This window comes from Dyella kyungheensis (genome assembly GCF_049913195.1).
Lineage (GTDB): Bacteria > Pseudomonadota > Gammaproteobacteria > Xanthomonadales > Rhodanobacteraceae > Dyella > Dyella kyungheensis.
The window spans coordinates 2,070,027-2,092,344 of record NZ_CP183983.1 but is presented as its reverse complement, the minus strand read 5'-3'; the positions used below and the strand labels follow the sequence as shown (position 1 = coordinate 2,092,344).

General features: G+C 66.5%; 9 protein-coding genes. 8 read left to right on the top strand and 1 reads right to left on the bottom strand.

Annotated elements, in window-relative coordinates; all coding sequences use genetic code 11:
• Nucleotides 1-6 precede the first annotated feature (6 nt).
• From ACN9MB_RS09350 to ACN9MB_RS09335, 4 genes are all read left to right on the top strand, one after another.
• The gene (locus tag ACN9MB_RS09350) at nt 7-1,017 is read left to right on the top strand and encodes an NAD-dependent epimerase (protein ID WP_204635658.1); all 1,011 of its coding nucleotides are present in this window, start codon (nt 7-9) and stop codon (nt 1,015-1,017) included.
• 370 nt (nt 1,018-1,387) lie between these two features.
• On the top strand, nt 1,388-3,049 hold the full coding sequence (locus ACN9MB_RS09345; RefSeq protein WP_426271611.1) for a GMC oxidoreductase: 1,662 nt from the start codon (nt 1,388-1,390) through the stop codon (nt 3,047-3,049).
• 32 nt (nt 3,050-3,081) lie between these two features.
• Nucleotides 3,082-3,825: a 4'-phosphopantetheinyl transferase family protein gene (locus ACN9MB_RS09340; RefSeq protein ID WP_426271610.1), complete on the top strand. Its 744-nt coding sequence runs from the start codon at nt 3,082-3,084 to the stop codon at nt 3,823-3,825.
• A 186-nt stretch (nt 3,826-4,011) separates the two neighbouring features.
• Nucleotides 4,012-5,412, top strand: a complete 1,401-nt coding sequence (locus ACN9MB_RS09335; RefSeq protein WP_239535449.1) for a TIGR03013 family XrtA/PEP-CTERM system glycosyltransferase — start codon at nt 4,012-4,014, stop codon at nt 5,410-5,412.
• 104 nt (nt 5,413-5,516) lie between these two features.
• On the opposite strand, the gene ACN9MB_RS09330 is transcribed toward ACN9MB_RS09335, so the two are convergent.
• A complete protein-coding gene (locus ACN9MB_RS09330) occupies nt 5,517-6,251 on the bottom strand; it encodes a J domain-containing protein (protein WP_426271609.1) in 735 nt (244 codons plus the stop codon).
• A 167-nt stretch (nt 6,252-6,418) separates the two neighbouring features.
• Here ACN9MB_RS09330 and ACN9MB_RS09325 point away from each other — a divergent pair, with 167 nt between their 5' ends.
• From ACN9MB_RS09325 to ACN9MB_RS09310, 4 genes are all read left to right on the top strand, one after another.
• Nucleotides 6,419-7,276 (top strand): hypothetical protein, encoded by an 858-nt coding sequence (locus ACN9MB_RS09325; protein WP_426271608.1) that lies wholly within the window; start codon nt 6,419-6,421, stop codon nt 7,274-7,276.
• Between the two features lie 379 nt (nt 7,277-7,655).
• Nucleotides 7,656-8,573: a cupin-like domain-containing protein gene (locus ACN9MB_RS09320; RefSeq protein WP_204635653.1), complete on the top strand. Its 918-nt coding sequence runs from the start codon at nt 7,656-7,658 to the stop codon at nt 8,571-8,573.
• Nucleotides 8,574-8,612: 39 nt separating this feature from the next.
• Nucleotides 8,613-15,869 carry an amino acid adenylation domain-containing protein gene (locus ACN9MB_RS09315; RefSeq protein ID WP_426271607.1) on the top strand — a complete coding sequence of 2,419 codons (7,257 nt, stop codon included), beginning with the start codon at nt 8,613-8,615 and terminating at the stop codon, nt 15,867-15,869.
• Nucleotides 15,866-22,312 carry an amino acid adenylation domain-containing protein gene (locus ACN9MB_RS09310; RefSeq protein WP_426271606.1) on the top strand — a complete coding sequence of 2,149 codons (6,447 nt, stop codon included), beginning with the start codon at nt 15,866-15,868 and terminating at the stop codon, nt 22,310-22,312. The genes ACN9MB_RS09315 and ACN9MB_RS09310 overlap by 4 nt, the downstream gene beginning before the upstream one ends.
• Nucleotides 22,313-22,318: the final 6 nt, after the last annotated feature.

Genomic DNA, 22,318 nt, shown 5'->3' with positions numbered 1-22,318 from the left:
AGCATCATGAAAGTGTTGGTTACCGGTACGGCAGGTTTTATCGGCTCTCACGTCGCGCAGCGTCTGCTGGAGCGCGGCGACGAGGTGGTGGGCCTGGACAACCTCAACGACTATTACGACGTCACGCTGAAGAAGGCGCGCCTCGCCCGCTTCGCGGACATGCCGGGCTATACCCACATCCACGCCGATCTTGCCGATCGCGCGGCGATGGAGAAGGCGTTTGCCGAGCACAAGCCGCAACGGGTGATCCATCTCGCCGCCCAGGCCGGCGTGCGTTACGCGGCGGAAAATCCGCACGTTTATACGAGCAGCAATGTGATCGGCTTCCTGCACGTGCTGGAAGGATGCCGCCATCACGGGGTGGAACATCTGGTGTTCGCTTCCACCAGTTCGGTCTACGGTGCCAACACGGCCATGCCGTTCTCCGAGCACAAGTCCGCCGAGCACCCGCTGACGCTCTACGCGGCGACCAAGAAGGCGAACGAGCAGATGGCGCACAGCTATGCGCATCTGTACGGCATTCCCAGCACGGGCCTGCGCTTCTTCACCGTGTACGGGCCGTGGGGCCGGCCGGACATGGCGCTGTTCCTGTTCACCCGCGCCATCCTCGCCGGCGAACCGATCCGCGTGTTCAACCATGGCAAGCACAAGCGCAGCTTTACCTATGTGGACGACATCGTCGAAGGCGTGATCCGCACGCTCGACAAGGTGCCGCCGATCGACGAACGCTGGGACAGCAACCAGCCCGATCCGGCCAGCAGCGGCGTGGCGCCGTATCGCCTGTTCAACATCGGCAACGAGCGTCCGGTGGAACTCCTGCAATACATCGAAGTGCTCGAATCGAACCTGGGCCGCAAGGCCATCATGGAGATGCTTCCGCTGCAGCCGGGCGACGTTCCCGACACCGAGGCCGATGTAACCGACCTGATACAGACCGTTGGCTATAGGCCGCAGGTGTCGGTAGAAACCGGGGTGGCCAACTTTGTACGCTGGTACCGGGAGTACTACCGCGTGTGATCGACTAAGGCCACCACCAGTCCGGAGCGACTGCGCGTTGCGCCGGATCTGATCCACGGAATAACACTGTTGTGAAGAACGTGGATCCCGGGGGACGCTCTGATTTACTCCGCATGGGCGTCACCGGTTCTGTGTAGCCGCAGCTGGGTGTTGCGACGATGAAGGCAGACTGGACGTCTTTCGAATCGTTGCGACGCCCAGCTGCGGCTACACAGAACCGGCCCGGAGGGTGACTCCAGAGAGTCCGCAGGCCGCGATGCGCGACTTGCCAAGGCGGCCAGCCTGGGCGGCGTCACGCCTCGCACCCTGCGAACTCTCTGGAGTCATGCCGTCCAGGCGGAGTAAATCAGAGCGTCCCTAGGGGGTTGGTGTGATCATCGACTACTTGAGTGAAGCGCATCCCGCGGATGTGGAAGCCGATCTGTGTATCGTCGGTGCAGGCGCCGCGGGTATTGCCATCGCTCACAGTTTCATCGGCACGTCGGTGCGGGTCTGCCTGCTCGAGAGCGGCGGCCTCAGCGGCGAGCAGCGCAGCCAGGCCTTGTACGAAGGCAGCTCGACCGGTCCGGTGGAGTTCGATCCAGGCAACTCGCGCATGCGCGTGTTCGGCGGCAGTTGCAATCTGTGGGGCGGCGGCTGCATCCCGCTGAGCAGCGACGACCTCAAGCAGCGCGATTGGGTGCCGCACAGCGGCTGGCCGATCGACTACGAGGAACTGGAGCCGTACTACGCCCGCGCCCGCTCGTTCTGCCAGCTGGGCGACATCGGCTTCACCGAAGGCACGTTCACCGCGCCCACGGCGCGACCGCTGCTCTCCTTCGACGACGACAAGCTGGTGAACCAGCTGTTCGCGCGTTGCGGCATCCTGTTCGGCGAGGCGTACCGCGACATCCTCGACCGCGCGCCGAACATCACGGTGCTGTTGCACGCGAACCTGCTGGAACTGATGCCGTCGCCGGACGGTGCGCACGTGCAGGAAGCGCTGATCGGTTCGCTGGGCGGGCAGCGCAGCGCGGTGCGGGCCCGCCAGTACGTGCTCGCTTCCGGCGGCATCGAGAACGCGCGCCTGCTGTTGCTCTCCAATTCGGTGGTGCCCGAAGGACTGGGCAACCAGCACGACGTGGTCGGCCGCTACTTCATGGATCATCCGAGCGGCATCATCGGCACCTTGAGCACCGACGATCCCGAACGCGTCACGCGGCCCTATGAACGCCTGCGCGGCAAGAACGCCCCGCAGTCGTTCCCGGAGATCGCACTGTCGCCCGACTACCAGCGTTCGCAACGCGTGTTGAACGGCCGTGTGCATCCCTTCGGCGTGGAGGGGCCGCTTCCCCGCGGCATCCGGGCCCTGCGTGAACTGCGCACGATCATGCGCAAGACCGTGCAGGACGAGAACGCCTTGCTGGAAGCCCGGCTCTCCGAGGCTTTGCGCAATGCGCCTGCCGGTGAGTTGATCGCCGCACCCAACAGCCTCGGATTGACGGCCTTGAAGCTCGGCCTGGGCGTCGGCGATATCGCCAAGGCGCTGGTCTACAAACTCACCGACCGTCCGACCGTCAGCAACAGCCATGTCGAACTGGTCGGCTATTTCGAACAGGCGCCCAATCCGGAAAGCCGCATCACGCTAAGCGACGACACCGACGCGCTCGGCCAGCGCAAAGTGCAGGTGGATTGGCGGCTCACGCCGCTCGACCACCACACTTACCGCACCACCGCCACGCTGTTCGGCAGCGAACTGGCGCGATCGTGCAACGGCCGCTTCGAGCTGGCCGATTGGCTGGCCGATGAAGACGGCAGCAAGCCCGAGATCCACGGCACCGCCCACCACATCGGTACGACCCGCATGTCCGACGATCCCTCCATGGGCGTGGTGGATCGCGACTGCCGGGTGCACGGCATGGACAACCTGCACATTGCCGGAAGCTCGGTCTTCCCCACCGGGGGCTGGGCGTTTCCGACCTTCACCATCGTGGCCCTCAGCCTCCGGCTCGCCGATGAGCTGCGCGCCCTGCTGATCGCCGGATTCATCTGACCAGCAGACGAGACAACGGAATGCACTCGGCCATGCTCCAACAGGCAACTTTTTCCCGCTTCACGCACCGCGTAGCTGCGGCGCTGCGCGCTTGCGGCTTTGCGCCGCCCAGCGCGGAAGAAGCGCGCGTCATCGTGTTCGACAGCGCGCCCTGGTGGTCGTTGCGCGGCGACGCGGCGGACTTGCTGTCTTGCCAGGAAGCGCAGCGCGCATCGCGCTTTCGCCACGCGCTCGACCATCACACCTACACCATTGCGCATGCGTTCTGGCGGGTGGCGCTGGGCGTCGCGCTGGACGTCGACCCCGCGCAGGTGGTGCTGTCGCGCGCTCCTGACGGACAACCGCTGCTTCCCGGCACCGGCTTCGCCACCAGCCTCAGCCACAGCGGCACCATGGTGGCCGTGGCGATCGCCCGGGGCGCGGCGGTGGGCGTGGATATCGAAGGCTATCCACCACGCAGCAACCTGCACGAGATCGCCGGCGTGCTGTGCAGCACAACGGAAGCCGCCGCCATGGCGTCGCTGGAAGGCGACGCGAGGGCCCGCGCATTGCTGGAACTGTGGACGCGCAAGGAAGCGTTGCTCAAGGCCTTTGGCGTCGGCCTGCGGGTCGCGCCTTCCACCATCGAGGCCAGCATCGACGTTGCGATCGAGCCACCCGCCAACACGGCAGGTGCAACCGCGTGCCGCCTCTCCACGCTGGCCATGCCGGTCGGTTGGCTGGGTGCATTGGCGTTGGCGCACGACATCAAGGGTCATTCGCTGCACCACGTCTGATCTGGCACGCCCCTGCGCTGTCGCGCAAGTCGTCGTGTCCGTCGGTCGGGATGTAACACCCCTGAGACAGCCGAACAGACTGTGCCGTCGGTCCGCCGTAAGTTGCATCGACACACACGAACACGCCGCGATAGCCTCAATCGCGCCACAGGAGTGTGGCCCTATCGGGGAAGTAAGGGGGATTGGATGCTACGTTTTCTGCGCCGGCAATCGATGCGTTGGCTAGTCCTGCTCGGCATCTGCGAACTGATGCTGCTGGCTATATCGCTGACGCTTGCCACCTACATCCGCTACGGGCACAACGCCGATGAACTCGCCGAGTTCACCGTGCATATGCCCGAACGCTCGATGGTGTTTGCCACCATCATCGTGATCGGCATGGTTGCGCTGGGCCAGTACCAGGCGCACATCCGCATGACCCGTTTCGGGCTGCTCGCCCGCCAGTTCGTGGCGTTCGCGCTGGGCGGCATCCTGCTGGTGGTCGGCTACTACGTGGTGCCGCAGGCCTATGTCGGCCGTGGCGTGCTGGCGATCGCCCTGCTGCTGGGTTTCGTGCTGGTGCTGGGCGTGCGCATGTTGTTCCTGCACCTGGTGGAAGTCGAAGCGCTGAAGCGCCGCGTGCTGATCCTGGGCGCCGGCCATCGCGCCGCGCAGATCCACAACCAGATGCGCCGCCGTACCGATCGCCGTGGCTTCTGCGTGGTCGGCTATGTGCCGCGCATCGACGAGGTGGTGGCGGTGCCGGAAGATCACCTCATTCGCACCAACCTGCCCTTGCAGGTGCTGGTGCAGCGCCAGCAGATCGATGAAGTGGTGGTCGGCGTGGACGACCGCCGCGGCCACATGCCGATGGACGATCTGCTCGAATGCCGCCAGATGGGCATCACCATCACCGATCTCACCTCGTTCTTCGAGCGCGAATCCGGCCGCCTGCAGCTGACCATCCTGGACCCGTCTTGGCTGGTGTTCTCCGGCGGCTTCAACGCCACCCCGCTGCGCCAGTTGAGCAAGCGCTGCTTCGACCTGAGCGCCGCCGCCCTGCTGTTGTTGCTGGCTTGGCCGCTGATGCTGCTCGAAGCGCTGGCGATCATGATCGAATCGGGTCCGGGCCAGCCGATCCTCTATCGCCAGGAGCGCGTCGGCGCCCACGGCCGCACCTTCCTGCTGCTGAAATTCCGCAGCATGCGCACCGATGCCGAGCGCGACGGCGTGGCCCGCTGGGCTTCCAAGAACGACGACCGCGTCACCCGCGTGGGACGCATCAGCCGCAAGCTGCGCATCGACGAACTGCCGCAAATATGGAACGTGTTCAAGGGCGACATGAGCATCGTCGGTCCGCGCCCGGAACGCCCGCAGTTCGTGGCGGACCTGGCGACGCAGATCCGTTATTACAGCCTGCGTCACTGCCTCAAGCCCGGTCTCGCCGGTTGGGCGCAGCTGAGCTATCCGTACGGCGCCACCGTGGAGGAAGCCGCTGAGAAACTGAAGTACGACCTGTTCTACGTGAAGAACCACAACCTGCTGCTGGATCTGCTCATCCTCATCCAGACCGTGGAAGTGGTGCTGTTCGGCCGCGGGGCGCGCTGAACGTCATTGACCGCACTGGCCGCCGGGTGGTGGAAGCGCGTGAGGCCATCTGGCCTACCACAGATGCCTTGCGGCAGCCGCCTGGCGACCAGTGCGGTCCGGCGTTAGGGCGTGGGATCGCTGGCGGCGTGCGCTTCGGTATGCAAGGGATGCAACGGCGAACTGTGCCATTCGACTACTTCGTCATGCTCGAAGCGAATCCACGACGGACCGTATTCCCAAAGATCGCCATGCATGGCGAGCGGATTCCCCTCGAGCGCGCGCACCTCGTCGCCGGACATGCCCATATGCAGCATCACGCCTTCGCCAGCCGTCTCGTGCGACACGCTGCCGGCGCCCGGTTGCGAGGTGGTGTCCTCATCCGTATTGGCGGACGAGGCCGTCAACGAAGCCGTATGCATGGTCCAACCGAGCACCCCCAGTGCCAGGATGACCAGCAGCAGCGCGACCCGGCCGTGAGAACGATGGGCGGCATGCGACGGCTCCGCCTGCTCCGCCGAGCGGGAAAACGTTGCGTCGCGGCTTGCGGCAAAAGGATCGGGCATCTCGCGCACCGTGCCGGATACTTCCCGGGTGCCCGAATGAGCGCCCGGCGAAGCGGCCTGCGGCGCGCCGGGCAAGCGCCCGTAACGGCGGTGGAATTCCATGGCGGCGCCATACTGCGCATTAAGCCGCTGCAGACGCGAGGCGGTGCGTGCGTCCGTGGGACGCCCTTGCTGGCGATCGGGATGCAGCGCTGCGACGTGGCGCCGATAGGCCTGCTTCAGCTCGGCCATGCCGCAGCCGGGATTGAGGCCGAGACGCCGGTACAGATCGAGAAAATCGGTTTCGTGAGTCACCACCGTCCCTCAACCATGGCGTCGAACCACTTCAAAACAAGGTCGGCGCACGCTTCGCACCTTTCACCTTGTCGCACCGTTTGGCCGTCCATTCGACGGATGCCGCGAGCTTGACACGACATATGCCGAATCACAATATCGACTTATTGCGACAGGAGAATGCACACATGCACGCTCGTCTCTCCTCGTTACCCGTTCGTTCGCCCAGCGCACACCGGGTCCTGCTCGCCACGTTTCTTGCGATGGCCCTGCCCGTCTGTGCCACCGCCGCCATCGACGATGGGGTGCCACCCATGCAGACCCCGCCCACGCTCGGCGCACACACCATGCTCAACCAGTCGGAGGGCGAAGGCAGCTCCCCGGCGGTCACTTCCGCCATCCACACCCAGGACAGCGGCAGTTCGCTGCTGGTGCTGGTGGCCGGCCATGCGGACAACAGCGCCGACCCCACCGACAGCTATGACAACACCTGGAAACGCGTGGGCGAACCGGTCACGTACAACGGTTACGACGGCCGCTTCAACGCCCGCGCCTTTATTGCCATTGGCGCCCACGGCGGCAAGCGCCATACCGTGCAGGTGCTCAAAGCCGGTTCTCCGAACGGGGAAATCACCATTCCGTTCATCGAAATCGCGCATGCCGGAAAACTGCAGGACGTGGCGCAGAACTACCCCACGCCGGGCGTGACGGCACGGGCAGCCAACAAACTCACCCGCGCCTGGCAAGGCATGCTCGGTGGCTCCGACACCACCAGCACGCTGCTGAGCAGCGGCACCGTCACCACCACCGGCCCGGCCACGCTGGTGGCGGTGTGGCTGGGCGAGGCCTACATCTACAACATGAGCGCCGTGCCTGGCGACGGCTTCAAGGTGATCGACAGCTACCTGCACCTGCCGCCGAACAGCGGTGTGCAGTGCGCGGTGGCCATCAAACAGGTGGACAAGGCCGGCACCTATTCGGTGACCTGGAACGATTCGCCGGCACAAGGCGCCATCCTCTGGCTGTTCGCCTTCCAGGCGCCTTGAAACCGCCGCAAGAGTCGAACCTGTAACAGCTGTGTATCACTTTTCCTCGTAACCATCGCCGCGTCCATTTTTGCCGTCGCGCGATCGCCTGATGGCTACCCCTAACAGCCTATTTCGTCGGGGCTGTACCGCGTTATTCGTCGCGCCTTCACTGCTGCTTAGGGCGTATTCACACAAAAACGCCCGGGACGGAGACTAACCCTGTCCCGATGTATCACCGCGGTTGCATGACAACGCATCGGAACAGGCTCCGGGGGACTGCTATCGAGACGTGATGGACCGGCTAGCGGTCCGCGCAGCCGAACCAGCGATCGTCGACCACCGGATGGAATAAGACGTCGCTGCCACGCGAACCACGCTTGTTCAGGGGGAAGAAACCATGAGCGCCGATGCCGACCGGCTGATTGAGGTGGACTGGAACACCTTTGATCCATGGCGTATCCAAGCGGTGCGTCATCGCTTGATGGATCACCCGCTGCTGCAGACGCCGTCACTGGTGGAGTTGAGCAAGCGCCTCGAATCGCGCGGCCGCGTGCGCACGCACAGCAGCGACGCCACCCCCGGCACGCCGTTCAACACCGCACCCAAGCTGCACCCCAATCCCATGACGGCGGCGAGCACGCTGCAGCAGATCGAGCAGGCCAAGGCCTGGATGTCGCTGTTGAACGTGCAGACCGACGACACCTATCGCAGCCTGGTGGACGAAGTGCTCGACGACGTGAAGCCGGGTGTCGACCGCCTCGACCCTGGCATGTGCTATCGCGGCGGCTGGATCTTCATCACCTCGCCGAACACGGTCACCCCGTTCCATTTCGACAAGGAACACAACTTCATCCTGCAGGTCAGCGGCCGCAAGACCATCTACGTCTGGGATCACCGCGACACGGTGGCCGCCAGCGAGGAAGCGCGCGACCGTTTCCACGCCTGCCACGAACGCGATCGCCTGCACTGGGACGACAGCCTGCGCGAACGCGCCACCGTGTTCCATCTCGAACCGGGCCAGGGCGCGTACATGCCGTCGACCAGCCCGCACATGGTCGAGAACGGCGACAACGCCTCGATCACCATCAGCTTCACCTACTACACCCACGCCACCCGCCGCGACAGCTTGCTGCACACCGCGCACGAACGCATGCGCGAATGGGGCATGCATCCGCCGGCCGTGGGACAGAACGCCCTGCTCGACTTCCTGTTGCATGCCGGCTTTCGCACCGCCATCGATTCGCGCGAATGGCTGCGTCGCTCGCTCGGCAAACAGCCCTATACGGATGGCGCGGCCTACGCCATCGCCGGTTGACTGATCGCGCGCCCAGCACGCGCGTGCAGGTGAATACCCATGACTCAGCACAACATCGCGCAAACAGCATCGACCGGCACGGAGTTGTCGTTGCTCGACGTGCTGGTCCGGCAGACGCCGGCGCCGGTGACGGGCTCGATGCAGCGGCTGCAGATGGCCATCGATGCCGGCGTCGTGCACGCCATCGAGGCACGCGCGGCCCGCCTGGGTATCAGCTCCACGCTGTTGCGTCGCGCGGCCCTGGCCCTGCTGGAGTCGCGTTTCACCGGCCAGGCGGAAATCGTGCTCGCCACCGCGTCGGGCAACATCTTCCACAAAGTGCCCATGGAAGGCGCGGTCGATGCATGGCTGCTCATGCATGTGACTCCGGCCGCGGCGCAGGACGACGCGCCCAGCGCCATCGGCACCTGGGCCGATGACGCTGGGGCCGCGTTGCCGTTGCGCTGGTCACTCTCGCCCACGGGTTCGCATCTCGAACTCGACTACGACACGGCCGTGTTCGACGAGTCGATGCTGCTCACGCTCGCGCACGGGTTGTCGCACGTGCTGCACTCGCTGGCGCACCACGACGCGCTGGAATCGATCAGCGTGCTGGATGAGGAAACGCGCGAACGCCTGCTGCAAACCTGGAACGATACGCGCATGCCGCGCCAGTTGGGCGACACGGTGCATGGCCTGTTCGCCCAGGTCGCGGCAACGCATGCCGGAGCGATCGCGCTGGATGGCCCGCTCGGCAAGTTCAGCTATGCCGAACTCGGTGAACGCAGCGATGCCGTCGCGGCCGGGCTGCTGCGCGCCGGCGTGACGCCGGGTGCCACCGTCGGCCTGCTGCTGGATCGCTCGCCCGAGGCACTGATCGCCATCCTCGGCATTCTCAAGGCCGGCGCCGCTTATCTGCCGCTCGACCGTACCAACCCCGCAGAACGCCTGGCGTTCGTACTGAACGATGCACGGGCTGCGGCCATCATCGTCGGCGAGGGCATGGCGGCGCCTGCGGACGTGGCCGCTCCCGTACTGGGCATCGAATCACTGATGAGCACGGCGGGCACGGCGGACCTTCCCGTGGTCGACGGCGATGCGCTGGCCTACGTGATGTACACCTCCGGTTCGACCGGCACGCCCAAGGGCGTGGAGATTCGTCACCGCTCCATCATCCGGCTGGTTCGCAACGTACGCTACGTGCAGTTCGGCGACAGCCCGCGCGTGCTGCACGCCGCACCGCTGGGGTTCGATGCCGCCACCTTCGAGATCTGGGGTGCACTGCTCAACGGCGGCACCTGCATCGTGCATGGCGAGCGCGTGCCCAGCGGCGCGGGGCTTGCCGCCACCATCCGCAACCACGATGCGCGCATTGCCTGGCTCACCGCGGCGCTGTTCAACGCCGTCATCGACGAGGACGGCAATCATCTGCGCGGTCTCGAGCAATTGCTTACCGGTGGCGAAGCGCTGTCCGTCGCGCATGTGCGCAAGGCGCAAACGTTGCTGCCGGACACGACGCTGATCAACGGCTACGGCCCCACCGAATGCACCACGTTCGCCACCACCTTCCGCATTCCGCCTGCGCTGGATGCATCGCTGCGCGCCATTCCGATCGGCCGCCCCATCGCCGATACCACGCTCTATGTGGTCAATGCGCGCGGCGAGCCGGTGCCGCCGGGCGTGATCGGCGAGCTGTACATCGGCGGCGAAGGCGTCGCGCGCGGCTACATGGGCCGCGACGAACTCACTGCAACGCGCTTCGTGCCCGATCCGTTTGCCGGCGGCGAGCAGCGTCTCTATCGCACCGGCGATCTCGTACGCTGGCTGCCGGAAGGCGTGATCGACTTCATCGGCCGCATCGACGGCCAGGTGAAGATCCGCGGCTATCGCATCGAGATCGGCGAGATCGAAGCCGCGCTGCAGGATCTTCCCGGCGTTCGCGCCAGCGCCGTGCTGGCTCGCGAAGACCAGCCAGGCCAGAAGCGGCTGGTCGCCTATTTCGTGGCCGAGGATGCCGCCGTGACGGCTCGCGCCCTGCGCGCCCAACTGGCGCAGACGCTGCCCGAGTACATGGTGCCGGTGGCCTATGTGCGCATGGACAGCCTGCCGGTCACCGGCAACGGCAAGCTCGATCGTCGCGCCTTGCCTGCACCGGGGCGCGGCCGACCGGAACTGGCGGACACCTACGTACCGCCGGTCGGTCAGCTGGAACAGCAGCTGTGCGCGCTGTTCTCCGAGGTGCTGGAGATCGATCAGGTCGGCCGCGTCGACCACTTCTTCGACCTCGGCGGCAATTCGCTGCTCGCCGTGCGTTTGATGGAGCGCGTGCACGGCGCGATTTCGAGCACGCCCACCATTCCGGCGTTCTTCGCCGAGCCGACGCCTGCCGCATTGGCCTCCTTGATCGAGGGGCGCGCGGCGAAGTCGGCGCTGGCTTCGCGCCTCTCGCGCGGCCGTCAGGGCGACGCGGGCGAGCCGGTAGCGATCATCGCGGCAGCGGGCCGCTTCCCCGGCGCCGCCGACCTGGAAGCGTTCTGGGCGAACCTTTGCGCCGGGCGCGATTCGATCACCCACTTCAGTGCCGACGAACTGGACGCATCCATCCCGGCATCGTTGCGCAGCGATCCGGCCTATGTGGCGGCACGCGGCATCATCGATGGCGTCGAGGATTTCGACGCGGCCTTCTTCGGCATCTCGCCGCGCGAAGCGGAGCTGATGGACCCGCAGCAGCGCATCTTCCTGGAACTGTGCTGGGAATGCCTGGAGCGCGGCGGCTACACGCCGGATCGCCACGAGGCACCGGTGGGCGTATTCGGCGGCATGTACCACGCCACCTACTTCCAGCATCACCTGACCCATCGCCCCGATCTCATCGAGAAACTGGGTGCGTTCCTCGTCTCGCTGGCCAACGAGAAGGATTTCTTCGCCACGCGCGTGGCGCACAAGCTCAACCTCACCGGCCCGGCCGTCAACGTGAGCACGGCCTGCTCCACCTCGCTGGTGGCGATCTGCCAGGCCGTGGCCGCGCTGCGCGCCGGGCAATGCGAGATGGCGATCGCGGGTGGCGTATCGGTCACCTGCCCGCCGCGCAGCGGATACGTCACGCAGGAAGGCTCGATGCTGTCGCCGGACGGCCAGACGCGCACCTTCGATGCCAACGCGCAGGGCACGGTGTTCAGCGACGGCGCCGCGGTGGTGCTGCTCAAGCGCTGGTCGGATGCGCAACGCGATGGCGACAACGTACTTGCGCTGATTCGTGGCATCGGCATCAACAACGACGGCGGCGGCAAGGCCAGCTTCACCGCGCCCAGCAGCGAAGGCCAGGCGGCCGTGATCGCCATGGCACTGGCCGATGCCGGTGTCGACGCGCGTTCCATTTCCTACGTGGAAGCCCACGGCACCGCCACGCCGCTGGGCGACCCCATCGAGATCGAAGGCCTCACCACCGCCTATCGCCAGCACACCGACGATTGCGGCTACTGCGCCATCGGTTCGGTGAAGAGCAACATCGGCCACACGGTGATCGCCGCGGGCGCCACCGGCGTGATCAAGACCGCACTGTCCCTGCATGAGCGCGTGCTGCCGCCGTCGCTGCACGTGCAGACGACCAACCCGAAGATCGACTTTGCCCATTCGCCCTTCGTCGTCAACGACACGTTGCGTCCGTGGCCGCAAGGCGAGCAGCCGCTGCGTGCCGGCGTGAGTTCGTTCGGCGTGGGCGGCACCAATGCGCATGTGATCCTCGAACAGGCACCGGCCATGCCGGCTTCCGATGCCCCCGAAGGCCCGCAGCTGTTGTTCCTTTCCGCTCGCACACCGGCAGCCGTCGCGATCTCCGCGGCACGGCTCGCCGATCATCTGGCGGCGAATCCCGGCGCCAACCTGGGCGACGTCGGCAGCACGCTGTTGCACGGACGCAAGGCGTTCAACCATCGCGCCTGCGTGGTCGCAGCGAGCACCGACGAAGCGGTGGCCCGTTTGCGCGATTTCTCCGCCTCCAACGTGCGCGAGTCGATCAAGCCAGCGCCGGAAGTAGTGTTCCTCTTCCCGGGTCAGGGCTCGCAATACCCCGGCATGGGCAAGGCTTTGTACGAAAGCGAGCCGGCCTTCCGCGCCGCGCTCGACGATTGCGCCGAAGCGCTGCGCGGCGAACTGGGCTTCGATCTGCGCGAACGCATGTTCGACAGCGATGCCGCCGCCCTGCGCGAAACCTCGCTGACCCAGCCGGCCACCTTCGCGATGGAATACGCGCTGGCCAAGCTGTGGCTGTCCATGGATATCGTGCCGGCGGCGATGATCGGCCATAGCGTGGGCGAATTTGTCGCCGCGGTGATTGCCGGCGTGATGAGCCTCGATGACGGTGCGCGGCTGATTGCCCGCCGCGGCCGCCTGATGCAGTCCATGCCATCGGGTTCCATGCTGTCGGTGCGACTGGCCGCCGATGCGGTGCGTGCTCGCCTGCCAGCCGGCTTGCAGCTCGCGGCGGAGAACAGCCCGAATGCGAGCGTGGTCAGCGGCGAATCCGCGCATATCGAAACGTTCCGCCTGCAACTGGAAGCCGAGGGCGTGGCCTGCCGCGTGTTGCAGACCTCGCACGCGTTCCACTCCGCCATGATGGATCCGGTGCTCGAACCATTCCGCGCCGAAGTGCTGCGCGTGACGCTGTCGGCACCGAGCATCGCGATCATTTCCACGCTCACCGGTGAACCGCTCAGCGTGGCCGAAGCCACTTCGCCCGACTACTGGACCAGCCACCTGCGCGGCACCGTGCGTTTCTCGCCCGCCTTGCTGAGCCAGCTGGGCGAGCAACCGCGCGTCTTCCTCGAAGTGGGCCCGCGCAACGCGTTGACCACGCTGGCCCGCCAGCACGCGCCAAGCCGAAAGCATCGGGTGGTGTCCAGCGTCGCCGACGGCGAGCTGCTGGAACGCGCCGCGTGGATCGCCGCGATGGGCGAGCTGTGGTGCGCCGGTGCGCCGGTGGCCGTGTGCGCGCTGGATCGCCGCGCCAATCGTCGCCGCGTGCAGCTGCCGACCTACCCGTTCGAACGCAAACGCTATTGGGTCGAGGCTGCCGCACCGGCTGCCATCGCGCCCACCCTCACCCCTGACAACGTCGTTCCGTTGTTCACCTCTTCGCCTGCACCCGTTGTGGAGCACACCATGGATGTCAACGCTGCCGGCGCCAATGCCGGTTCCGCCCGTCAAACCCGCCTGCTCTCCCAGCTCACCGAGCTGTTCGAAGACGTTTCGGGCGCGGAACTGCAGGACGTCGATCCCGGCGCGGGTTTTGTCGAGCTGGGCCTGGATTCGCTCTCGCTCACCCAGGTTGCGCTGCAGCTGCAGAAGACCTTCGCGCTGAAGATCACGTTCCGCGAACTGATGGAGTCGTTTTCCTCCTTCGAGCGCCTCGCCATGCATATCGACCAGATGCTGCCGCCGGATGCCTCCGTTCCGGCCGCCCCCGTCCTTCCCGCGGCTACCGGCGCGACCGTGGCTCCCGCCGCCATCGTCGCGCCGGTCATGCAGATGGCCGCCAGCGGCAACGTGGTGCAGGACCTGATCCAACAGCAGATGCAGATCATGCAGCAGCAACTGGCACTGCTCGCTGGCGCAGGCATGACCGCACCGGCCGTTGCTGCACCCGTGCAGGCCGTGGCTGCTGCACCCGTGCAACCCGCTGTCGCACCGTCAGCTCTTGCAGCCGTCACTGCACAGGCGACGCCGAGCCAGCCGCAGCCGCAGGACGAAGAAGCCGCGCTCGCCCACACCACCTACGACGTCAAGAAGGCGTTCGGTGCCATTGCACGCATCCATTCGAACCAGACCGAGCTGAGCGATCGTCAGCAGGCCCGCCTCGAAGCCTTCATGCGCCGCTATATCGACCGCACGCGCGCTTCCAAGGAGTACACCCAGCGCCATCGCAAGCATCTGGCCGATCCGCGCGTAGTGAACGGCTTCCGTCCGTTGCTGAAGGAGATGATCTACCAGGTCGTGGTGAACCGCTCCAAGGGTTCCAAGGTGTGGGACCTGGATGGCAACGAATACATCGACATCCTCAACGGCTTCGGCATGAACCTGTTCGGCTGGCAGCCGGACTTCGTGCTCGATGCCGTGCGGCGCCAGCTGGATTCGGGCTACGAGATCGGCCCGCAGCATCCGCTGGCCGGCGAAGTGGCCGAACAGGTCTGCGAGCTCACCGGCTTCGACCGCGCCGCGTTGTGCAACACCGGCTCCGAAGCGGTGATGGGCACGGTGCGCATCGCGCGCACCGTCACCGGCCGCGACACGCTGGTCATCTTCACCGGTTCCTATCACGGCATCTTCGACGAGGTGATCGTGCGCGGCACCAAGAAGCTGCGCTCGGTACCGGCAGCGCCGGGCATCCTGCGCAATACCTCGGAACACGTGCTGGTGCTGGAATACGGCACACCCGAAACGCTGCAGATCATCCGCGAGCGCGCGTCGACCATCGCTGCCGTGCTGGTGGAACCGGTGCAGAGCCGCCGTCCGGATTTCCAGCCGCGGGAGTTCCTCAAGGAACTGCGCGCGATCACCGCCGATGCAGGCGCGCTGCTGATCTTCGACGAAGTGGTCACCGGCTTCCGCTCGCATCCGCGCGGCGCGCAGCACGTGCTCGGCATCGATGCCGACCTCGCTTCGTACGGCAAGGTGGTGGGCGGCGGCTTCCCGATCGGCGTGATCGCCGGCAAGCGCCAGTACATGGATGCGCTCGACGGCGGTGGCTGGCAGTACGGTGATGCCTCCATCCCGACCGTGGGCGTCACCTATTTCGCCGGCACCTTCGTGCGCCACCCGCTAGCGCTCGCAGCGGCGCATGCCGTGCTCAATCACCTGAAGCAGAACGGCGCCGCGCTGCAGGAGCGCCTCAACGCCCGCACCAGTCTGCTGATGGACGAACTCAACGCGTTCTGCGCCAGCGTGGGCGCACCGATCCAGCTGGTGCACTTCGCCTCGGTGTGGAAGACCAATTTCACCGAAGACCACCCGCTGCAGGATCTGCTGTTCGCCATGATCCGCAGCCGCGGCATCCACATGCTGGACAACTTCCCCTGCTTCTTCACCACAGCGCATAGCGAGCAGGATTTCCAGGCGATCGCCAAGGCGTACAAGGAATCCGTGCTGGAAATGCAGGAAGCCGAATTCCTGCCGCGCAACAGGAACGTGGAAGCGCTGGCTTTCGATGCCAACCGTCCGCCGGTGGTGGGCGCACGGCTGGGCAAGGACCAGCACGGCAACCCGGCGTGGTTCGTGCCCAACCCGGATGCGCCGGGCAAGTTCATGAGGGTCAACGCATGAACCCGAACGAGCCGGGCCAACTGCCCGATGCCGACGCGATTGCGGTCGATTACGACCCGTTCGCTGGTGCCATGCTGGAACGCGTGGCACCGTCCACCGCGCCGCAGCGCGAGGTGTGGCTGGCTTCCACGCTGGAGCCGGAAGCCTCGCTCGCCTACAACGAGTCGGTCTCGCTGCGGCTGCATGGCGAACTCAACGTCGATGCGCTGCAGACCGCGCTGCAACAGTTGATGGAACGCCACGAAGCGTTGCGCGCGACCTTCGCCAACGATGGCAGCGAGCTGTGCATCGCCGCCCAGCAGGATCTGCCCTGCCCGTTGCGCGAACTCTCCTGGCTCGGCCCCGACGAACAGCAGGCCGAGATCGATGCCACGCTGGTCCGCGTGGTGAGCGAACCGTTCAACCTCGATACCGGCCCGCTGGTGCGCGCCGAACTGCTGCGTCTGTCCTCGCAGGAACATCTGCTGGTGTTCACCGCGCATCACATCGTATGCGACGGCTGGTCGTTCGGCGTGATCGTGCGCGACCTGGCCGCGTTGTATGCACAGCAGGTCGGCCAGGGCCAGGATCTGCCGCCTGCCGACGCGTTCGCGGAATACGCGCTGGCCGAAGCCGGTCACGCGCAGAGTGCCGAAGGCAAGGTATCGGAAGCCTATTGGCTGGCGCGTTTCGCCAACGCCACGCCCTCGCTGGATCTGCCCACCGACCACCCTCGCCCGCGCCAGCGCAGCTTTCATTCGCTGCGCGAAGACCTGCTGCTGGACGCCTCGCTGGTCGGCGACGTCAAGCGCATGGGCGCGCAGCGCGGCGCCAGCCTGTACGCCACGCTGCTGGCCTCGTTCGGCCTGCTGCTGCAACGGCTGACCGGACAGGACGATGTGGTGATCGGCATCCCGTCGGCCGGCCAGGCAGCCGGCGGTCACCACGATCTGGTGGGCCACTGCGTCAACGTGCTGCCCCTGCGCATGATGATCGACACGTCCGCACCGTTCGCCGACAGCCTCAAACAGGTACGCGGCGATCTGCTCGACGCCTTCGATCACTCGCAATACACGCTGGGCAGCCTGCTGGCTCGCCTGGCCTTGCCGCGCGATCCCGGCCGCCTGCCGCTGGCCAGCGTGCTGTTCAATCTGGACCAGGCGCTGGACGAGCGCAGCGTCAGCTTCCCCGGCTTGTCGTTCGAGTTCGCCGGCAACCCGCGCGTGTTCGAAAATTTCGAGCTGTTCGTCAATGCCGTGCAGCTGCCGGCCGGCATCCGCCTGGAATGCCAGTACAACCGCGACCTGTTTGAGCCGGCCACCATCCAGTCCTGGCTGGATGCATATGCCACGCTGCTGCGCCAGGCCGTAAGCACCCCGGACGCCGCGGGCAATGCGCTCAGCCTGGTGTCCCCGTCGGCGCAGGCGGCCCTGATGGCCTTGCAGCCGATGCGCACGGCCTATCCCGCGCAGCAGCTCGCGCACCAATACTTCGAACAACAGGTAGACCGCGCACCGGCACGCGTCGCCATTGCCGGCGACGCAGCGCTGAGCTATGCGCAGCTTGAAGCCCGCGCCAATCGCATCGCACGTGTGTTGCGGCAGCGTGGCGTGGGCCAGGGCCGGCTGGTGGGCCTGTCCGTGGCGCGCAGCAGCGACATGATCGCCGCACTGCTCGGCGTGCTGAAATCCGGCGCCGGCTACGTGCCGCTGGACCCTGGCTTTCCCGCCGAGCGCCTCGCCTTCATGGCGAAGGACGCCGCGCTTGCCGCGCTTATCGTGGATGACGAAGCGGCGGGCATTTTCGAGTTCCCCGCGTCGCAGGTGTTGTCGTTGCAGCGCGATGCCGCCCTCATCGACGGCGCCAGCGCCGCGCGTCTGCCGCACGACGAGCGTGCCGCCACGCCCGAATCGATCGCCTATCTGATCTACACCTCGGGCTCCACCGGCAAACCCAAGGGCGTGCGCGTGCCGCATCGCGCCACCTCCAACTTCATCAGCAGCATGCAACACGAACCGGGCATCCACGAGGACGATCGTCTCGTCGCGGTCACCACGCTGTCGTTCGACATCGCCTTCCTCGAGCTGATGCTTCCGCTCAGCGTGGGCGCAGCCATCGTGTTGGCGAACGCCGACGACGTGCGCGACGGCACCGCGTTGCGTCAGCTGGTGGAACACAGCAAGGCCAGCATGATGCAGGCCACGCCCGCCGGCTGGCGCGTGTTGTTGGAATCGGGTTGGGAAGGTTCCCGCGGCTTCAAGGCGATTGCCGGCGGCGAACCGCTGCCGCTGGATCTGGCCGAATCGCTGCTCGCCCGTTGCGGCGAACTGTGGAACGCCTATGGTCCCACCGAAACCACGGTGTGGTCGACGCTGTGGCGGGCGCAGCATCCGCGCGCCGGCATCACCATCGGCAAGCCGATCGCCAATACCACCGTGCACGTGCTCGACGAACACGGCGCGCCGTGCCCGTTGGGCGTGCCCGGCGAAATCCATATCGGCGGCGATGGCGTCACGCTGGGCTACCTCAATCGTCCCGAACTCAACGCCGAACGCTTCCTGTCTGATCCGTTCAGCGGCGAGGCGCACGCGAAGCTGTATCGCACCGGCGATCGCGGACGCTGGCTGGCCAAGGGCGAGCTGGAACATCTGGGCCGGCTCGATTTCCAGGTGAAGATTCGCGGCTATCGCATCGAGCTGGGCGAGATCGAAACCGCACTGACGGATTTGCCGCAGGTGGCGCGTGCCGTGGTGATGGCGCGCGAGGACCGGCCTGGCGACGTGCGCCTGGCGGCCTATGTGGTGCCCGCCGACGGCGTGGACCTGGCGACGGTGGATCTGTGCCCTCCGCTGCTCCAGCGCCTGCCCGACTACATGATTCCGCAGCACTTCGTGGCGATGACCGCCATCCCGTTGCTGCCGAACGGCAAGATCGACCGCAAGTCGCTGCCCGCGCCGGCGCAGCCCGCCGTCGAGGCTCGGGGCGACCGCCGCGCTCCGCAAACCGACACCGAGCGTCGTGTAGCGACGGCGATGGAAACCGTGCTGGCGCTGCCCGAGCTGGACGTGCGCGACAACTTCTTCGCACTCGGCGGCCATTCGCTGCTGGCCGCGCAACTCACGGCGCGGCTGAATCGCGAGTTCGGCATCGCGCTGTCGTTCCGCACCCTGTTCGACGCGCCCACCATCGAAGGCCTGGCCCAGGCCATCGACGGCCAGCGCGTGCCCGAGCATGCGGCTGCCGCATCCATCGAAATTCCTCGCCTGACCGAGCGCACGGTGGCGCCGTTGTCGTCGATGCAGCAGCGGCTTTGGTATCTGGAGCAGCTGCATCCGGGTCGCGTGGTCTACAACACGCCGTCAGCGCATCGCCTGCGCGGCCCGATGAACGTGGATGCGTTCCGCCAGGCGCTGCGCGACGTGGTGCTGCGCCAGCCGGTGCTGCGCACGTCGATCGAAACCGGCGAACTGGGCGGCGTGCAACGCATTCATGCGGGCTTGCTGCCGGAGCTTCCGCTGGAGGATCTGTCCGGCCTGCCCGCCGACGCGCGCATGGAGGCCATCCGCCGGACGCTGGATGCGGATATTGCCCAGCCCTTCGATCTGACCCGGCCGCCGCTGTATCGCGCGCGCCTGTTCAGTATCGACGAGCACGATCACGTGTTCTATTTCATGGCCCACCATATCGTGTGGGACGGCTGGTCGTTCGACCTGCTGTACGAGGATCTGTCACGGGCCTATGTATCCCGCTGCGCGGGCAACGCCGAAGGGCTGCCGCCGCTGGCCGTGGAGTACACCGACTTCTCCGCCTGGCATCGCGACTGGATGGGCAGCGACAACGTGCAGCAGCAACTCGCCCATTGGGTGAAGACGCTGGGCGGCGCGCTGGAACCGCTGGAGCTGCCCGCCGACCGGCCGCGGCCGGCACGCATGTCCGGCGAGGGCGCCACCGAGTGGGTGCGCATTCCCGCCGACCGCGCCGCTGCCGTGCATGCCCTGGCGCAACGCGAACAGGCCACCTCGTTCATGGTGTTGCTGGCCGCGTACTACGTGCTGCTGCACCGCCTGAGCGGACAACGCGACCTGATCGTGGGCACACCGGTGCGTGGACGCGATCGGGGCGAAACCGAAAGCATCATGGGCCTGTTTGTGAACGCGTTGCCGTTGCGCGTGCAGGTCGATCCCGAGGCGCCGTTCCGCGAGGTGCTGCGCCAGGTGCGACAGGTGGTGCTGGATGCGTTTGCCCATCCGGACATCCCGTTCGAGCAGCTGGTGTTCTCGCTGGGCGTGGCGCGCGACGAAAGCCGTCCGCCGATCTCGCAGGCGATGTTCTCCTTCCAGGATGCGCGCCGCCGCATCGTCTCGTGGGGCGAGCTGGCGCACGAGCATCTGCCGGTGTTCCAGCGCGGCGCGGCCGACGACATCGGCCTGTGGTTCCTTGAGCAGGAACACGGCCTGTTGGGCGGCATCACCTACAACACCGACATCTTCGATGCGCCGACGGCCGCACGCTTCCGCGACTGCTACGAAAGCCTGCTCGCCTCGGCCCTGGCCGATCCGGCCCGCAGCGTGGCAACGCTCGATCTGCTGCCGGCGCGCGAAAACGCCCTGCTGGCCGAATGGAACCAGACCCAGCTGGATGTGCCTCCGTTGTCGCTGCATGGCTTGTTCGAGCAACAGTGCGATCGCGCGCCCGAGCGTCAGGCCATCCGCTGTCGCGATGTGACGCTCAACTATCGCCAACTGGACGAGCGCGCCAACCGCATCGCCCATGCCCTGCGCGCGCGCGGCGCTGCGCGCGGCACCCTGGTAGGTATCGCGCTCACGCGCGGCATCGACATGGTGGCCAGCATGCTGGGCGTGCTCAAGACCGGCGCCGGCTACGTGCCGCTCGATCCGGAGTTCCCGGCCGATCGGCTCTCGTACATGGCCCAGGATGCGAACCTCGGCGTGCTGGTGACGGAAGCGGCGTTGACGACGCGCATCGACAGCGAGGGCACCGCGCGCCTGTTGCTGGACGAGTCCGCGGACGAACTCGATGCGCTGCCCACCTCACGACTCGCCAGCGACGCTGCCTTCGATGGCTCGTCGGTCGCCTATGTGATCTATACCTCCGGTTCCACCGGCCGGCCCAAGGGCGTGGCCATTCCGCATCGCGCCGTGGTGAACTTCCTCGCCAGCATGGCGCAGCGTCCGGGGCTGCAGGCGGACGATCGCCTGCTCGCCGTCACTACCTTGTCGTTCGACATCGCCGTGCTCGAGCTGTTCGGTCCGCTCAGCGTCGGGGCGGAAATCCTGCTCGCCACGCGCGAAGAAGCCACCGACGGTCTTGCACTGTCGCAATTGCTCACCACCCAAGTGGCCACGACGATGCAGGCCACGCCGGTCACCTGGCGTCTGTTGCTGCAGACGTCCTGGCTGCCGCCGTACGGTTTCCGTGCGCTCTGCGGTGGCGAACCGCTGTCGGCGGATCTGGCCGAACAGTTGCTCGCGCGCGGTTGCGAACTGTGGAACATGTACGGCCCCACGGAGACCACCGTGTGGTCCACCTGCTGGCGCGTGGAACATCCCGAGCGCGGCATTTCCATCGGCACGCCGATTGCCAACACCACCATCCATATCCTGGACGAGCACAGCCAGCACTGCCCCATCGGCGTGCCGGGCGAACTGTGCATCGGTGGCGAGGGCGTGGCGCTGGGTTATCTGCATCGCGACGAACTCACGGCGGAACGTTTCCCGGCCGATCCGTTCGCACCAGGTGCGCGCTTCTACCGCACCGGCGACCGTGCGCGCTGGCGCGCCGACGGCACGCTGGAGCACCTGGGACGCATCGATTTCCAGGTCAAGCTTCGCGGCTTCCGCATCGAGCCCGGCGAAATCGAAGCCGTGGCGCGCACCCTGCCCAGCGTGCTCGACTGCGTGGTGGTGGTGCGCGAAATGGCGCCGAACGACGAACGCCTGGTGCTGTACGCCGTCTGCAGCGACGACGAGGAACAGGTGTGGCCCAAGCTGCGCGCGCAGCTCGCCGCGCGCCTGCCGAGCTACATGCAGCCGCAGCACCTGGTGCGATTGGCCGAACTGCCGCGCACGCCCAACGGCAAAACCGATCGCAAGGCGCTGCCGCCACCGGTACTTCAGGTGGCCGCGACGACGGATGCCGAGCCCGGCGTGAGTGCCAGCGACGATCCCCGCGAACGCTATCTCGGCCAGCTCTGGTGCCGGCTGGTCGGTGCGGACGATGTGCGGGCCAGCGACAACTTCTTCGACATCGGCGGCCATTCGCTGCTGGCGATCGAAATGGTCACCCAGGTGCGCAAGGAGACCGGCGTGAAGCTCAACCTGCTCGACGTCGCCACCACCCCGCTCGCCTCGTTGGCCACGGCGCTGCCCGAAGGCGATCTGACCGAGCCGGACAAGGCCGCTTCACTGGGTGGAAGGCTACGGCAATTGTTTGGCAGGCGCTGACAGGAG

What these genes read in the sequence shown, in the direction of transcription:
- ACN9MB_RS09310 (WP_426271606.1), top strand. Translation starts at nt 15,866, where the DNA reads ATGAACCCGAACGAGCCGGGCCAACTGCCCGATGCCGACGCGATTGCG.
- ACN9MB_RS09320 (WP_204635653.1), top strand. Translation starts at nt 7,656, where the DNA reads ATGAGCGCCGATGCCGACCGGCTGATTGAGGTGGACTGGAACACCTTT.
- ACN9MB_RS09350 (WP_204635658.1), top strand. Translation starts at nt 7, where the DNA reads ATGAAAGTGTTGGTTACCGGTACGGCAGGTTTTATCGGCTCTCACGTC.
- ACN9MB_RS09335 (WP_239535449.1), top strand. Translation starts at nt 4,012, where the DNA reads ATGCTACGTTTTCTGCGCCGGCAATCGATGCGTTGGCTAGTCCTGCTC.
- ACN9MB_RS09325 (WP_426271608.1), top strand. Translation starts at nt 6,419, where the DNA reads ATGCACGCTCGTCTCTCCTCGTTACCCGTTCGTTCGCCCAGCGCACAC.
- ACN9MB_RS09340 (WP_426271610.1), top strand. Translation starts at nt 3,082, where the DNA reads ATGCTCCAACAGGCAACTTTTTCCCGCTTCACGCACCGCGTAGCTGCG.
- ACN9MB_RS09315 (WP_426271607.1), top strand. Translation starts at nt 8,613, where the DNA reads ATGACTCAGCACAACATCGCGCAAACAGCATCGACCGGCACGGAGTTG.